This is a genomic window from Pseudomonas sp. fls2-241-TYG-175, from assembly GCF_030209155.1.
GTDB lineage: Bacteria > Pseudomonadota > Gammaproteobacteria > Pseudomonadales > Pseudomonadaceae > Aquipseudomonas > Aquipseudomonas viridiflava.
Genome location: NZ_JARVSO010000037.1, coordinates 45849 through 60649, shown reverse-complemented (window position 1 = coordinate 60649; position 14801 = coordinate 45849). Strand labels below are relative to the sequence as shown.

The window sequence follows — 14801 nt, the reverse complement described above, 5'->3', positions numbered from 1 at the left end:
CGACGTAGCGCTGTCGCGCAGCAAACAAAGGACTACCCACTGCTCATCTCAAGGAGGAACCGCTCAATGAGTTCATTCAACGCCAGGCATTCAGTCGTCATACCGTTGCTGCTGCTATGCGCTGCGATCGCAGCCAGCTTCATCGCTTCCAGCGGCCCGATCCAGTGGATGGACAATGGGGTGTTTCTGGCGGATGCCACCACAGGCGAATATTTCAGTCAGTCACTCGGCCCGCTGGATCATCCGTTCTATCACTTCTTCAGCTCGATGTTTTACGCCCTGTCTGGCTCTCAGGTGCTCAGCCTGATGAACTCGCTGCTCCTGCTGCCGCTGGCGTGGATCATCTACCGACTGGCCATCAGCGTCGGTGCCACAGCCCGTCAGGCGCTGCTTGCGGCGACCGCCACGGTACTGGCCCACGCGGTGTTCTGGGTGTCGACCAAAGCCGAGGTGTATCTGCTGCACACACTGTTCGTGCTCTTGGCCTATGCCGTGCAGTTCAGCGCCCACTCACGATGGACGCCGTTGAAGAAGCTGTTTGTCATCGGTGTCCTGACCGGCATAAGCGCGTCGATTCATCAACTGACCTTCATCGTGATGCTGCCGCTCTATATCCAGTTGCTGATCCAGCACAAGACGCGGATCCTGATGACCGTGCCCGGATTCGCGCTCGGGTTCGCCACCGCCGCCGTGGCGGTGTTCAACGATCTGAATGCCGGATTGAGCCTGATCGATATCGCCCGCCGCTACCTGACAGGCGCCTCGACCACTGTCGCCGGACCTGAATGGGAAAGCAGCCTGTTTCGTTTCGATGACATGTGGCACGAGAAAAACTCGGTGGTGCTGCTGATGTTGTCGCTGATGGGTCCGCAGATCGCCGGACTGCTGTTGTTTCCCAGAGACAGCCGACTGCGCCTGCTATGGAGCGCAGCGTTGCTGAATCTGATCTTCGCGATTTCCTACAATGTCACCGACCGTTTCACCTTCTTCCTGCCGGGAATCGCAATGTTGAGCGTTATCGGCATGATCCAGCTGCCTGCGCTGCTGCCTCGCAATCGAGCTGGCACTGCGCTGCTCAATGCCTCGGTGCTGACGTCGCCACTGGTAATCATGCTGGCTTGGTCGCTCTACGCCAGCGGCGTGGTCAATTTACCGACCCACAAAGAGAAGCTGCCGTTTCGCGAGGACATTCATTACTTCATGGTGCCTTACCTGCCCGACCGGTCCGCCGAGCAGTTCGTGAACGCGTACGAGCAGTCCGTGCCGGAAGGCGCGCTGATCATCGCAGACTGGACGCCGATGGGCGCGATACGCTCCGGGCAGGCGGTAGGTTTGTTGCGCGGTCGCAGGCTGGCGATGTGCGGCGACAACATCGACATCCGCGCCTATCTGGGCAACCCGGGCGTCTATCTGGCGCGCCTGAGCTACTGCGGGATGATTGCGGACAATTACGCGCTGGAGGACAAGTCAGTGGGATTTGCGTTACACACCAAGTAACGCAAATCCCGTGCTACCAAGTGAATCAGGGCTGCCAGAGCGCCTGACCACCGCCGAGTTTGCGGTCGAGGAAACTGGCCGCACTGATCAGCGCCAGATGACTCAGCGCCTGCGGGGTATTCCCTAGATGACGGGCGTGCGGGTCGAACTCTTCGGCGTACAGACCCAACGGGTTGGCGTAGCGCAGCAGTTGCTCGAACTCCAGGTGCGCCTGACCGACCCGCCCGGCGCGGGCCAGGCATTCGACGTACCAGAACGAACAGGCGACAAACGCGCCCTCTTCGCCTGCCAGGCCGTCGTCATGATCGTCGTCGTTGCGATAGCGGAACACCATGCCGTCACGCACCAGTGTGCGCTCGATGGCATCCAGTGTCGCCAGCCACTTGGGATCGCTGGCCCCGACAAAACGCACCAGCGGCATCAACAGCATCGAGGCATCCAGATTGCGGCTGCCCTTGTGCTGCACGAAATGCCCCAGTTCGTCGTTCCAGAAGTTTTCCCAGATGTCGTCGTGAATCTGCTCGCGCACCTTGGTCCAGCGCTCGAAAGGCCCGGACAGCGAACGTTTGAACGCCAGGCGCAACGCCCGGTCCAGCGCCACCCAGCACATCAGCCGCGAATGCAGAAAGTGCTGATCGCCGCCGCGCATTTCCCAGATGCCCACGTCCCGGTCGCTCCAGTGCTCGCAAACGTAGTCCACCTGACGCACCACGTGCTTCCAGCCATCATGGGAAATGGCGTCGCCGTACTTGTTGGCCAAGTAAACAGCGTCCATCAGTTCGCCATAGATATCCAGTTGCGTCTGTTCGTAGGCTTCGTTGCCGATGCGCACGGGTAACGCGCCGCCGTAGCCGGTCAGGTGATCCAGGTGTTCCTCAGGCAGCTTATCGTGACCGTCCAGGGCATAGAGAATGCCCATCTTTTGCGTGTTCTCGCAGCTGTCATCCAGCCGACCGCGCATCCAGCCCATGAAAGCGTTGGCTTCGTCGGTATAGCCCAGCCGCATGAAGGCATACACAGTGAAGGATGCATCCCGGATCCAGGTGTAGCGGTAGTCCCAGTTACGCTCGCCGCCGGGGGTTTCCGGCAGGCCGAAGGTCGCTGCGGCGATGATGCCGCCGTGCTTGCGCGACGTCAGCAGCTTGAGTGCCAGCGCCGAGCGCATGACCATCTCGCGCCAGCGGCCCTTGTACTCGGACTGTCCCGCCCAGCGACGCCAGAACGCCAGGGTGTCGTCGAAATAGCGTGAACACTTGCCCGCCGCCACGTGCGGATCATCGACACCGCCGAGAATGAATTCGATGGTCTGGCCCTTTTCCATCTGGAACTCGGCGACCGCTGCGTCGTGTTCCACATGCAAAGGCGTCGCCGCAGACAGACGCATGCCGGGCTGGCCATCGGCCTGAAAGCAGACGTCATTACCGTCCTGATGCGCGGTGGTCTCGGCGCGGCTGTAATCCATACGCACCTTGCAGCGCATGCGGATCGTGGCCTTGCCGAAGCGCACCTGAACGCGCCGCACGATGCGCGGCAGGTCGTCCTGATCCTCGCCGATGGGCATCAGGTCAGTGACCTCGACGACGGCCTCTTCGGATATCCAGCGGGTCTGCAGCACGTTGGTGTCCGGCAGATAAATCTGCAGGCGCCGCGCATCGGGCAGGTCTGGCGCCAGCTGAAAGATGCCCGCGTCGTTGGTGTCCAGCAATGCGGTAAAGATCGAGGGGCTGTCGAAGTCCGGCCAGCAGCAGAAATCGATGCTCCCGGTGTCGGCGATCAACGCAGCACTGCGCATGTCGCCGATGATGCCGTGGTTCTCGATCGCGTTCTGCGCCTCTTCTGGAAAGTCAGCCATTGCCGCGGAACTCCGGATAAAGGGTCATGCCGCCGTCGATGAACAGCGTCGTGCCATGCACGTAATCCGAAGCATCAGACGCCAGCCAGACCACCGCATTAGCCACGTCTTCCGGCTCGCCGATGCGGCCATAGGGAATCAGTTCGAGCATTTTCTTTTCTGCATCGCCCTGCCGCGCGTCGGCATTGATCGGGGTGCGGATGGCACCAGGTGCAATGCTGTTGACGCGAATCTTCTGCTCGCCCACTTCCTGGGCAATGCTGCGCATCAATAGATCGACGCCGCCCTTGGAGGCCGCGTAGTTGACGTGCCCCGCCCAGGGAATCAGCTGGTGCACCGAACTCATGTGAATGATCTTGCCCATTGCCCGTGACACATCCTTGCGCATGCCCTGGCTGATGAACTGACGCACGGCAGCGCGGGCACAGAGAAACTGGCCGGTAAGATTGACGTTGATGACCGTGTTCCAGTCCTCAAGGCTCATGTCGACGAACGCGGCGTCCTTTTGCAGACCCGAGTTGGCGAACAGGATGTCCAGCGCACCGAACTGCTCGATGGTCTGGGCAAACAGCCGCTCGACCTCGTCTTCCTTGGAAACATCGGCACCAATGGCGATTGCCTGCCCGCCCGCCGCACGAATTTCTTCCGCGAGCTTTTCAGCAGGTTCAGCCTTGGAGTGGTAATTGATCACGACCGCCGCCCCGGCATCTGCCAGAGCGCGGGCAGCCGCAGCGCCCAGACCGGAACTGGCGCCGGTGACGAGTGCGACTTGTTGCTTGAGAGAGATATGCATCGGTTTTCAGCCTCGAAGTAAGCACCCTAGATGCTGACTTGCGAGGCCGAAAGTTAGTTCATTACCGTTGCGCTTACGGCGCCGGGTTAGGTTGCGAAATATGTATGGCTTCGATCCCGGCAATCACCTCGTCGGACAACGTGACATCGATGCTCGCCAGGTTGACAGCCAGTTGATCCAGCTTGGTAGCCCCAATGATGTTGCTGGTTACAAAAGGCCGGCTGGTGACATAGGCCAGTGCCATCTGCGAGGGGTCCAAGCCGTGCTCGCGGGCCAATGCCACGTACTTGGCTGTTGCACTGACGGCCTGCGGGTTGTTGTAACGCTGGAAGCGCTCGAACAGGGTCAGACGGCCATCGGCCGGACGTGCGCCGTCCAGGTATTTGCCAGCCAGAACACCGAACGCCAGCGGCGAATACGCCAGCAGACCGATCTGCTCACGAATGGCGATTTCCGCCAGGCCCACTTCGAAGGTGCGGTTCAACAGGTTGTAAGGGTTCTGAATCGACACGGCGCGCGGCAAGTCCAGCTTTTCAGCCAGATTCAGAAAACGCTGGGTGCCCCATGGCGTTTCATTGGACAGGCCGAAATGACGGATCTTGCCCGCCTTGACCAGATCGCCCAGCACCGACAGGGTTTCCTCAATCTCGACCGACTGATCGTCCGGGTCGTGGGTGTAGCCCAGAACGCCGAAGAAGTTGGTCTTGCGGTCCGGCCAGTGCAACTGATACAGGTCCAGATAATCGGTGTTCAGACGCTTGAGGCTGGCATCCAGCGCGGCGGTGATGTTGTGGCGGTCCAGACGCGGGTTGCCATCGCGGATATGGTCCATGCGGCCCGGCCCGGCAACCTTGCTGGCCAGCACCCAGTCGCTGCGGTCGCCGTACTTCTTGAAGTACTCGCCGATGATGCTTTCGGTCTTGGTGTAGGTTTCGCCACGCGGCGGCACCGGGTACATCTCGGCGGTGTCGAGGAAGTTGACGCCAGCCTCTTTGGCCATGCGAATCTGTTCGAATGCCTCTTCCTGCGTGTTCTGCTCGCCCCAGGTCATGGTGCCCAGGGTGATGGCGCTGACCGACAGGTCAGTCTTGCCCAATGAACGAAATTGCATTGATGACTCCATCCGGTTTCAGAAAAAAAGCACACAGGGGTGCCATAAAAACGAGCCCTATAAAACGCCTGTCGATGATGCACTGCAAGGACTTTTGTCGCTTTTCATGACAGTCTTCATTTAGCGATAGCCCTGAGCCTGCAGGTCGAAAAGCGCCGCATAGCGGCCTTGCGCCTCGATCAGGCTGTCATGGCTGCCGCGTTCCAGGACCTTGCCGTGTTCCAGCACCACAATGTGTTCGGCGTTGCGCACGCTGGAGAAACGGTGGGAAATCAGCAGGGTCATGCGCCCCTTGGCGTACTCACGGAAATGATCGAACACTGCCGCTTCCGCCCCGGCATCCAGCGCGGCCGTCGGCTCGTCGAGAATCAGAATGTCGGCATCGCGGCGCATGTAGGCACGTGACAGCGCAATCTTCTGCCATTGGCCACCGGACAGCTCCTGGCCGCCCGCGAACCAGCGGCCCAATTGCGTTTCGTACCCCTTGTCGAGCTGTTCGATGAACTGCGCAGCCATGCCTTGAGCTGCGGCTTCGCGCCAGCGGGTTTCGTCGTGAAACGCTTCAGTGTCACCGACGCCGAGGTTTTCGCCGACCAGAAACTGGTAGCGAATGAAGTCCTGAAAGATCACCCCGATACGGGTACGCAGCGCCTCTTCATCCCATTCCTGAAGGTCGCTGCCGTCGAGCAGAATGCGCCCGTGATCAGGCTTGTAGAGACGGGTCAGCAGCTTGATCAGCGTGGTCTTGCCGGAACCGTTTTCGCCGACCAGCGCCACACTGCGGCCCGGCGCCAGGTGCAAGTCGATGTGCTCCAGTGCAGGACGGCTGGTGCCGGGATAGGTGAAACTCACGTCTTCGAAACGCAGGCCATCACCCGGCAAGGCGCCGTACGTCAGACTTCCGGCCGGCACGACGACCGGCTGGGCGAGGTAGACATAAAGATCGGCCAGGTACAGTCCGTCCTCATAAAGCCCACTGATCGCGCTGAGGCTGCTGCTGACGGCGGCCTGCCCCTGTTTGAACAGCACCAGGTACATGGTCATCTGGCCGAGCGTGATACGGCCGTGCACCGCATCGACCACCACCCAGGCGTAGGCCAGATAAAACGCGGCAGTGCCCAACAGTCCAAGTAAGAAACCCCAGCCGTCGCGGCGAACGGTCAGGCGACGGTCTTCGGCGTACAGTCGCTCGAAGGTCTCGCGATAGCGCTTGAGCAGTAGCGGCGCGAACCCGAACAGCTTGACCTCCTTGATGTAGCCCTCGTGAGAAAGCAGCGTTTCGATGTAGTTCTGGCGGCGTGTTTCCGGAGCGCGGCGGGTGAACAGACGGAATGCATCACCGGAAAAATGCGCCTCGGCAAAGAACACCGGCAATGCGCCGAGTACCAGAATTACCAGCGCCCAAGGTGAGAAATGCACCAGCAGCACGGCAAAGCTGATCAGCGAGATCAGGTTCTGCAGCAGGCCCAGCGATTTGGTGACCAGCGCCAGCGGTCTTGTCGAGGCCTCTCGCCGCACGCGCACCAGCTTGTCGTAGAACTCCGAGTCTTCGAACTGCATAAGCGACAGGGTCTGGGCCTTTTCCAGAATCAGGGTGTTGACCTTCTGCCCCAACAGCACTCTCAACAGCGCTTGCTGAACAGACAGGCCACGCTGGGCAGCGGCCAGCAATGCCAGCACGCCCGCCTCGAACAGCACGTAGCGCAACACTGGCCAGAGCGGCGCTTCGCCGGTGCTGGCATGCAATTGCATGGCGCTGACCACGGCATCCACAATGCGCTGACCCAGCCAGGCGGCCAGTGCGGGCAACAGACCGGCCACCAGCGTGGCAAGAATCAGGCCCAGCGACAGCCATCTGGAAGTGGTCCAGACCAGTTGCATCGCCCGAAAGGCCTGCTGCATGAACGACGAAAAACGCTTGAAAACGGGCATACGCAATAGAACTCTTGATACCGGACCAACCCCTGAAGGTCGGCCATCATACGGCCGCATACGCAGGCTCGCTCAAAAACAGGAGGCTCATCGTGAACGATGCTTACAACCTGCAACGCTTTGTGGATGCCCAGCAACCGGTATTTGCACAGGTGCTGGCGGAGCTTGAAGCCGGGAAGAAACGCAGCCACTGGATGTGGTTCGTGTTTCCGCAGATCCGTGGCCTGGGTCGTAGTGACATGGCCCAGCGCTATGCCATCAGCAGCCTCGATGAAGCACGGGCCTACCTTCAGCATCCCTTACTCGGCCCACGCCTCGAACAGTGCGCCCACCTCATCGCCCCACAGGTAGAACGTACGGCGCGACAAATATTCAGTTCGCCTGACGACCTGAAGCTGCATTCGAGCATGACCCTGTTCAAACTCGCAGCGCCTGACCGGCCGGTGTTTCAGGAAGTGCTGGATACGTTCTTTGATGGTGAGCCGGATGCGATGACGGTGAAGCTGGCAGGCGGTTGAATCGGTTTTCACAGTAGACATCTGACTGTGGGAGGCGGCTTGCCGGCGATGCTTTTTCTCAGTTGATCCGCCGGTGGCTGGTCTGACGCAATCGCCGGCAAGCCGCCTCCCACAGGTATGCATTTGGCTTTGTTACATCCCTGCCGGAGCGCGCTGTACGCAGCGCTCACGTCGGTCATCCACGCGCTCGGCGAACCAGGCGGTGGTCAGTTTGCGGGTGATCTTCGGGCTTTTGAGGGTGATGCCGGGCAGGATCGCTCGGGGTAATGGCTTGCCGGCCGCTCTGTCGGCCATCGCAAACACTTTTCGGTACAGCTCGGTTTCTTCGAATTCGAAGGTGTCGCCCTGCTTGAGCTGGCTCCATATCTGCGACTTGTTCATGCCCAGCCGGTCACCCAGCGTGCGCACCGCCAGTTCGGTCGAGCCCGGCGACGTGGAGTCGAAACGAATCAGGTCGCCGTCGAGCGCCAGATCGATGCCCGTCGCCTGACTAACCGCAGCCTGAAACGCAGCGTTGCGGCTCGCGTACCAACCGGCGTTGAAATCGGCGAAGCGGTACAGGTTTTTGTCATAGCTCACCGGGTAGCCCAGCAAGTGCGCGATACCGAAGTACATGCCGCCGCGCCGGGTAAACACCTCGCGTCGGATGGTGCCATCGACCGTGTAGGGATAATCCTCGGAACGCTTCTCTGCGAAGGCAATACTGACCTGCATCGGGCCGCCGGTCTTCACCGGGTTGAAGTTGCCGAACAGCGCCTGCCCCAGCGGGACCATGCCGATGAAGTCATCGAAGATCGCGCTCAGCTCTTTCTCGGTGCGGGCCGCATCAAGACGCTTGCCGTAGGTCTTGCCATCGGGTGAGCGAACGCGCAGCGCGGTGGCGATCAAGGCATTTGGAATATGCAGACGCGCCGCACGCCGATCAATTTCGGCGCGTGCAATGCGCCCCATGTCAGGAACGGCAGGGTCGACCTGATAGGTTGACTCCTGCTCGGTCACAGCCAGTACTGAACAGACATTCTCGGTGGTCAGGGGGATTTTCTGCGCTGTGAAGGCCGCCTGGATGTCCGTGGCCCACGCCTTACGGTCGCTGACCGTGGTCGGCATCAGGCGCAGGATTCGCGTCCGCGCCTGATCAGGGCTCAGTTCGGGTTCCTGTGGGCGCTGCGTGCCGCACGCGGCCAGCAGCATCAATGCGACGCTCATCGTGAGCGATTTGAACAGACCTTGATTCAATCCTTGACCCCGCTACGTGTGCTCTTCTGAGTCCAGACTCAGTGTCCTGCGTCAGAACACTGACCAGTCGATCCTCGCACTGAGCTTTTCCAGCGCAGCCATACCGACAAGCGAATTGCCCGCTGCGTTCAATTCCGGGGACCATACGCAGACCGAGAACCGCTCTGGCACAACAGCGACAATGCCGCCCCCTACGCCGCTCTTGCCCGGCAGACCGACCCGGTAGGCAAAGTTGCCTGCCTCATCGTAAAGACCGCTGGTGGCCATGATCGAGTTCAGTTGCGTGGCCTGTCGGGCGCTCAGTATCTGCTCGCCGCTGTGAATGCAGAAACCCTGATTGGCGAGAAAACCGAAGGCGCGGGCCAGGTCGATGCAGCTCATGCTCAGGGCGCAATGATGGAAATAGCTGCGCAGCACGTCTTCAACATCGCCATGAAAGTTGTCGAACGACTTCATCAGGTACGCCGCTGCCGCATTGCGCGAACGGTGCTGGTATTCGGACTCGGCGACTTTGGAGTCGGAGGTGATCGACGGGTTGCCGCACAGGCGCCGGACAAAGTCACGCATCGACAACGAGGGCGCCGCGAAGCGGGCCTGGTTGATGTCGCAGATCACCAGCGCACCGGCGTTGATGAACGGGTTGCGCGGCCTGCCCCGCTCGAACTCCAGCTGCACCAGCGAATTGAACGGCTGGCCGGAAGGCTCGTGACCGAGACGCTGCCAGATATCCTCGCCCGAGTGCCCGATGGCCTGCACCAGACTGAACACCTTGGAAATGCTCTGGATCGAAAATCGCGTTTCGGCATCGCCTGCGCTGAACATCTGGCCGTCGTTGCCGTACACCGCGATGCCCAGTTGATCGGGCCTGACGCCACCCAATGCCGGAATGTAATCGGCCACTTTGCCCTGACCGATCAAGGGTCTCACTTCATCGAGGATTTCGTTCAGCAGGTCTTGCATCTAAGCGCCCCTTGTTTTGGGTGCGCACACTACACCAACAACAGGCGGCTGGCATCATCGCAAGGTGATATCCCGGTTCTTCTCGAATGCCTGCCGGTCCACCAGCTTTGCAACCTTGACGCCATGAGGAAAGATTTTCTTCTCGACGAACAGATCATCGACCTGCTGCAGGGCGTCGACGTCGCGATCCTCGACCGGTTCCAGTGCTTCGATGCCCCAGCTCTGCAATCGACGCGACACCGGCAGCGGAATGTCGTTGACCCTGGCAAAGACCTCGGCGTACTGATCGGTGTTGTTGCGTGCCCAGTCCAACGCCTTGGCCAGACGCTTGAGCACGTCGTTGATGGCCTGACGCCGGACGGGATCGGTCAGTACTTCGTCCGAGGCGGTGATGAAGGTCAGGCCGGTATTGATGCCCTCGCCGCTGAGCAATACGCGGGCACCCTGCTCTTCGGCAAACGCCTGATAGACGCCGAACGTTGCCCAGGCTTCGATCTTGCCCGCATTGAAAGCGGGCAGCGCGTCAGTCGGCATGACGAAACCGATGTTCACATCCGTTTCTTTGACACCGGCATTGGCCAGTGCCCGGATCAACAGGTACTGAGAGATGCTGCCACGCGCCGAGGAGATCACCACGTTGCGCCCTTTCAGGTCGGCCACGGTCTGAATCGGGGAGTCCTTGGGCACCAGAATGGCAATGCTGCGCGCCTGGCTGCGACGTACCGCAACGATGCGTAACGGCGCGCCGCCCGTTGCCGCCGCCAGCACCGGCGTGTCACCGGCAGGCGCCAGATCGACCGCTCCGGCGCGCAAGGCTTCGAACAAGGGGGCTGCGCCCTGGAAGTTGGCCCATTCGATCTGATAGGGCACGCCGTCGAAAGCCTTTGATGCCTCGACCACTGTGCGCAGTCCCTTCGCCTGATCGCCCAGCACCAGCTTTACCTTCGACCAGTCCACGGTTTCGTTGCTGGAAACCACTTGCCGGTCTTCATTACCGCAGCCGATCAGCGCACTGAATGCCAGCACGGCGGCGCAGCTTCTGACCCAATAGGTGAAACCCATTACTGTGCGTCCTTGTGCGGGTGATCCATCATTCAGGTCTTGTAGTCGGTGCCGGTGCGTTCCAGTTCACGGATCAGCGCGTTCCAGTGTCGCGACACACCCGGACCATGCCCGTCCTTGATGACTTTGGCCTGCTCTTCCACCTTGGCAATGACCTCACGCGGCGGAATCACCAGTTCCGCATTGCCCGCCGACTGCGCGGCAATCTGGATATTGCAGGCGTATTCAAGATTGTGCAGTTGCTGAAAGGCGTGCTCGACACTGACGCCGCCGGTCAGCAGCCCGTGGTTGCGCAGGATCATCACGCTCTTGTCACCAAGGTCCGCCACCAGCCGTTCGCGCTCGTCCAGATCCAGCGCGATGCCTTCATAACCGTGGTACGCCACGCGACCGGAAAAGGCGATGGCGTGTTGGGAAATAGGCAGCAGGCCGTCTTTTTGCGCCGACACCGCGATGCCGTCGCGGGTATGGGTGTGCAGCACAGCCTGCAAATCGTGACGCGCAGCGTGAATGGCGCTGTGGATCACGTAGCCTGCGTAATTGATGCCCAGCCCGGTCGGGTCATCGACAACCGTCCCATCGATATCGACCTTGACCAGATTGGAGGCCGTGATCTCGTCGAACAGCAGGCCGAAGGGATTGATCAGGAAGTGCTCGTCCGGCCCCGGCACGCGGGCGGAAAAGTGCGTGTAGATGTGATCGGTCCAGCGTTTGAGGGATGCGAGCCGATAGGCCGCGGCAAGCTTGACCCGGACCTCCCACTCTTGCGGCGAAACCCTGTTCTGCACGCTGACGCCGGACGAAGATGCCGTGTCCGGCTGAATCGGCAATGCGCTGACGTTGCTCATGATGATGTCCCTGACTATGCGAAGGCGATGGAGCAAGACTATGCGCCTAAGAAATCATTTAAAAAGCACATTTACTTATAAGCTAATTATAAAAAAGTAGAATATTAAAACTCGACGTTATGCTTACATCGATGCTCGACGTTTCTGATTGCTTCAGAAACAGGACTCCTTTCTGGCTAGCCGGACCGCATGGACGAGACCGAATGAGCAAAACGTTCAACCGAAGAAGTTTCCTGACGGCCAGCGCCGTGACCCTCGGTGCCACGACACTGGGTCTGACGCCCCGCCTGTTCGCTCAGGATCCACTGGCTGACCTGACCCTACAGGTCGCGACCTACCGAGGCGGAGACGCCAATTTCAATGAAAACGCCGGCAACGACAAACGGCCTTACACGGTGCAGTTTTCCGAGTTTCCGGGCGGCAATCTCATTGTCGAAGCGATAGCCTCGGGCAGTATCGACATTGGCTCGATGAGCGAGATACCGCCGATCTTTTCGATCCAGAGCCATCGTCAACCCAGACTGATCGCGGTGATGGAAGGCGACGTCAACAACCAGGTGTTTCTGATCCCCAAAGACTCACGCATCGAATCGGTCGCCGGGTTGCGGGGCAAGCGTGTCGGCTATGTCAAAGCCACCACGGCCCATTACTTCCTGATCAAGGCGCTCAAGGAACAGGGCCTGAGCATGGATGACGTCAAGGCCATCGCGCTCACACCGCAGGACGGCTTCACCGCCTTTCAAAGCGGCCAGCTCGACGCCTGGGTGACGTACGGCACCTTCATCCAGCTCGCCAAATTTCGCAGCGGTGCGCGGGTGCTGAAAACCGCGCAGGGCTATTTGTCCGGCAACTACCTGCTGGCCGCCCGTCCTGCCGCACTGGCCGATCCGCTGCGTCGTCAGGCCATCACCGACTACCTCACGCGTCAGCGCCAGACGCTGGAATGGATCAACGATCACCCTGAGGAATGGGCAGAGAAGTCCGGGCAACTGCTGGGCATCGACAAGGCCGTGTTCGCCGATCAGATCGCCAGCCGCAGCCAACCATGGAAGCTCAGGGCGATTGACGATCAGGCCATCGCCTCGCAACAGGAAGTGGCTGATGTGTTTTTCGAAGCGGGGGTGCTGAACGAACGGATTGACGTATCACCGCTGTGGGACCGGCACTTTCAGCTGGCATGAATCACCTGTTCAAGCGGCCTATCGTTATTCATTAACGTTATTTAAATAATATTTCTTATAGCGTTAATCTCGAAAAATATTCCTGTGACTGGAGCAGCACATGTCAACGATCGACAAACGAACCTCACGTATCGCCACTGCCCTCGGTCTTGCGGCCACACTGATTGCAGGTTCACTGCTGGCTCCGGCCTCGGCGCAGGCCGAAGGGGAAATCCGTATCGCTGAGCAGTTCGGGATTGTCTATCTGCTGCTTAACGTGGTGCGCGATCAACAGTTGATCGAAAAACATGGCAAGCAAGACGGCCTGGAGATCAAGGTCGACTGGACCCAATTGTCCGGCGGCTCGGCCGTCAACGATGCCCTGCTGTCCGGCTCTATCGACATTGCCGGTGCAGGCGTCGGTCCGCTGCTGACCATCTGGGACCGCACCCACGGTCGGCAGAACGTCAAGGCGGTCGCATCACTCGGCAACTTTCCGTATTACCTGGTGAGCAATAATCCCAAGGTGAAGACCATCGCCGACTTCACCGAAAAAGACCGAATCGCAGTGCCCGCCGTCAGCGTGTCGGTGCAGTCACGCTACCTGCAATATGCTGCGGCCAAACAGTGGGGCGACAAGGAGTTCGCGCGGCTCGACAAATACACTATCAGCCTGCCGCACCCGGACGCCGCCGCCAGCCTGATTGCCGGTGGCACTGAGCTGACCGGACACTTCTCCAACCCGCCCTACCAGGATCAGGAACTGCGCAACCCCAACGTGCACGTGGTGTTGAACACTTACGACCTGTTCGGCCCGAACTCACCGACCGTTCTGTTTGCCACCGAAAAATTCCGCAACGAGAATCCCAAGACCTACAAAGCGTTCATCGAGGCGCTGAGCGAAGCCGAGCAGTTCGTCCGCAAGGACATCGGTGCCGCCGCCGACACCTACATCCGCGTGACGAAATCGAAAATCGACCGGGCCGAGCTGCTCAAGATCATCGACCAGCCGGAATTCCAGTTCACCATCACCCCGAAAAACACCTATCCACTGGCCGAGTTCCTGTACCGCGTCGGCGCGATCAAGAACAGGCCGGCGTCATGGAAGGACTATTTCTTCCAGGATGAGAAGCCGTTACAGGGCAGTTGAGGACAGAAATAAACCTTGGCAGGTCATGAACCAGACACCTGAATTTCAGTCATATCAATGTGCCACTTTCGGCACCCGACAAGGAAATTCAGGTAATGGCTAGTCATTCTTTTTCATCGCGTTGGGGCTTTCGTTTCGCGGCGTTATTGATAAGCAGTCTGGCCTTTTCGCAGGCGCAAGCACTCGAATTCAACTCTGGTAGCGCGTCCAGTCAGGACAATCTGGCCGCGACCCATTACGAGGCGGTCAGTTCGGCTTACTCCGTACGCAGCACCAACGTCACCCTGGGTGATCTGCAGGCGCTGCTGAACGACTCCAAACAGAATGCGGCAAAGATTGAAAGTCTGAAACAGACCGTCGAGGCCCAGGCGCGCCTGATCGAGGAGCTCAAGCGCAATGACAGCAGCCAGTCGCGCAGCAGCGACAGTGATGTTTCCGGCCTTAAAAGCAAGATCGACGATCAGAGCCGCGCGCTCGCAGCGCTGCAGAGTCAGGTCAGTGACTTGAAGCGCAATTCCGGTTCCAGCGCCAGCAGCAGCGACCTTTCCAGCCTCAAAAACGATATCAGCAACACGCGAAGTGAACTCAATTCGCTGAAAGGCACGGTCAGCACGCTCAGCAACCGCGTCAAGTAACCACCCCTCATCCCGGCAGGACACGAACGGGGCCGCGCTCCGTTCGT

General features: G+C 59.8%; 13 protein-coding genes. 5 read left to right on the top strand and 8 right to left on the bottom strand.

Features of this window, described 5'->3' with window-relative positions; genetic code table 11:
* Positions 1-66 precede the first annotated feature (66 nt).
* Complete coding sequence (locus QRN20_RS22060) at positions 67-1497, top strand: DUF2723 domain-containing protein (protein WP_122559609.1); 1431 nt, start codon at positions 67-69, stop codon at positions 1495-1497.
* Positions 1498-1522: 25 nt separating this feature from the next.
* Here the strand turns inward: QRN20_RS22060 and QRN20_RS22055 are convergent, their stop codons facing one another.
* From QRN20_RS22055 to QRN20_RS22040, 4 genes are all read right to left on the bottom strand, one after another.
* On the bottom strand, positions 1523-3349 hold the full coding sequence (locus tag QRN20_RS22055; protein WP_122559610.1) for a glycoside hydrolase family 15 protein: 1827 nt from the start codon (positions 3347-3349) through the stop codon (positions 1523-1525).
* Complete coding sequence (locus tag QRN20_RS22050) at positions 3342-4142, bottom strand: glucose 1-dehydrogenase (protein ID WP_004885259.1); 801 nt, start codon at positions 4140-4142, stop codon at positions 3342-3344. Before QRN20_RS22050 ends, QRN20_RS22055 begins: the two co-directional genes overlap by 8 nt.
* A 73-nt stretch (positions 4143-4215) precedes the next feature.
* Complete coding sequence (locus QRN20_RS22045; RefSeq protein ID WP_122559611.1) at positions 4216-5253, bottom strand: NADP(H)-dependent aldo-keto reductase; 1038 nt, start codon at positions 5251-5253, stop codon at positions 4216-4218.
* 120 nt (positions 5254-5373) lie between these two features.
* Positions 5374-7185: an ABC transporter ATP-binding protein gene (locus tag QRN20_RS22040; protein ID WP_122559612.1), complete on the bottom strand. Its 1812-nt coding sequence runs from the start codon at positions 7183-7185 to the stop codon at positions 5374-5376.
* Between the two features lie 92 nt (positions 7186-7277).
* Between QRN20_RS22040 and QRN20_RS22035 the strand changes: the two genes are divergently transcribed.
* Complete coding sequence (locus tag QRN20_RS22035; protein WP_088235447.1) at positions 7278-7703, top strand: DUF1810 domain-containing protein; 426 nt, start codon at positions 7278-7280, stop codon at positions 7701-7703.
* A gap of 132 nt (positions 7704-7835) precedes the next feature.
* On the opposite strand, the gene QRN20_RS22030 is transcribed toward QRN20_RS22035, so the two are convergent.
* The 4 genes from QRN20_RS22030 to QRN20_RS22015 form a co-directional block, all read right to left on the bottom strand.
* Positions 7836-8909 (bottom strand): DUF1615 domain-containing protein, encoded by a 1074-nt coding sequence (locus QRN20_RS22030; protein WP_285361194.1) that lies wholly within the window; start codon positions 8907-8909, stop codon positions 7836-7838.
* A gap of 81 nt (positions 8910-8990) precedes the next feature.
* Positions 8991-9899, bottom strand: a complete 909-nt coding sequence (gene glsB / locus QRN20_RS22025; RefSeq protein WP_004885243.1) for a glutaminase B — start codon at positions 9897-9899, stop codon at positions 8991-8993.
* Between the two features lie 54 nt (positions 9900-9953).
* Positions 9954-10961, bottom strand: a complete 1008-nt coding sequence (locus QRN20_RS22020; protein ID WP_122509885.1) for an ABC transporter substrate-binding protein — start codon at positions 10959-10961, stop codon at positions 9954-9956.
* A 32-nt stretch (positions 10962-10993) separates the two neighbouring features.
* Complete coding sequence (locus QRN20_RS22015; RefSeq protein WP_088235449.1) at positions 10994-11809, bottom strand: class II aldolase/adducin family protein; 816 nt, start codon at positions 11807-11809, stop codon at positions 10994-10996.
* A gap of 203 nt (positions 11810-12012) precedes the next feature.
* On the opposite strand from QRN20_RS22015, the gene QRN20_RS22010 reads away from it, so the two are divergent.
* The 3 genes from QRN20_RS22010 (at position 12013) to QRN20_RS22000 (ending at position 14754) form a co-directional block, all read left to right on the top strand.
* Positions 12013-12990, top strand: coding sequence for an ABC transporter substrate-binding protein (locus tag QRN20_RS22010; protein WP_088235450.1), 978 nt, complete (start codon positions 12013-12015; stop codon positions 12988-12990).
* Positions 12991-13090: 100 nt separating this feature from the next.
* Positions 13091-14119 (top strand): ABC transporter substrate-binding protein, encoded by a 1029-nt coding sequence (locus tag QRN20_RS22005; protein ID WP_122430635.1) that lies wholly within the window; start codon positions 13091-13093, stop codon positions 14117-14119.
* Positions 14120-14214: 95 nt separating this feature from the next.
* Positions 14215-14754 (top strand): hypothetical protein, encoded by a 540-nt coding sequence (locus QRN20_RS22000; protein WP_240999065.1) that lies wholly within the window; start codon positions 14215-14217, stop codon positions 14752-14754.
* Positions 14755-14801 lie beyond the last annotated feature (47 nt).

What these genes read in the sequence shown, in the direction of transcription:
- QRN20_RS22000 (WP_240999065.1), top strand. Translation starts at nt 14,215, where the DNA reads ATGGCTAGTCATTCTTTTTCATCGCGTTGGGGCTTTCGTTTCGCGGCG.
- QRN20_RS22060 (WP_122559609.1), top strand. Translation starts at nt 67, where the DNA reads ATGAGTTCATTCAACGCCAGGCATTCAGTCGTCATACCGTTGCTGCTG.
- QRN20_RS22045 (WP_122559611.1), bottom strand. Translation starts at nt 5,253, where the DNA reads ATGCAATTTCGTTCATTGGGCAAGACTGACCTGTCGGTCAGCGCCATC.
- QRN20_RS22005 (WP_122430635.1), top strand. Translation starts at nt 13,091, where the DNA reads ATGTCAACGATCGACAAACGAACCTCACGTATCGCCACTGCCCTCGGT.
- QRN20_RS22015 (WP_088235449.1), bottom strand. Translation starts at nt 11,809, where the DNA reads ATGAGCAACGTCAGCGCATTGCCGATTCAGCCGGACACGGCATCTTCG.
- glsB (WP_004885243.1), bottom strand. Translation starts at nt 9,899, where the DNA reads ATGCAAGACCTGCTGAACGAAATCCTCGATGAAGTGAGACCCTTGATC.
- QRN20_RS22010 (WP_088235450.1), top strand. Translation starts at nt 12,013, where the DNA reads ATGAGCAAAACGTTCAACCGAAGAAGTTTCCTGACGGCCAGCGCCGTG.
- QRN20_RS22020 (WP_122509885.1), bottom strand. Translation starts at nt 10,961, where the DNA reads ATGGGTTTCACCTATTGGGTCAGAAGCTGCGCCGCCGTGCTGGCATTC.
- QRN20_RS22030 (WP_285361194.1), bottom strand. Translation starts at nt 8,909, where the DNA reads ATGAGCGTCGCATTGATGCTGCTGGCCGCGTGCGGCACGCAGCGCCCA.
- QRN20_RS22050 (WP_004885259.1), bottom strand. Translation starts at nt 4,142, where the DNA reads ATGCATATCTCTCTCAAGCAACAAGTCGCACTCGTCACCGGCGCCAGT.
- QRN20_RS22040 (WP_122559612.1), bottom strand. Translation starts at nt 7,185, where the DNA reads ATGCCCGTTTTCAAGCGTTTTTCGTCGTTCATGCAGCAGGCCTTTCGG.
- QRN20_RS22055 (WP_122559610.1), bottom strand. Translation starts at nt 3,349, where the DNA reads ATGGCTGACTTTCCAGAAGAGGCGCAGAACGCGATCGAGAACCACGGC.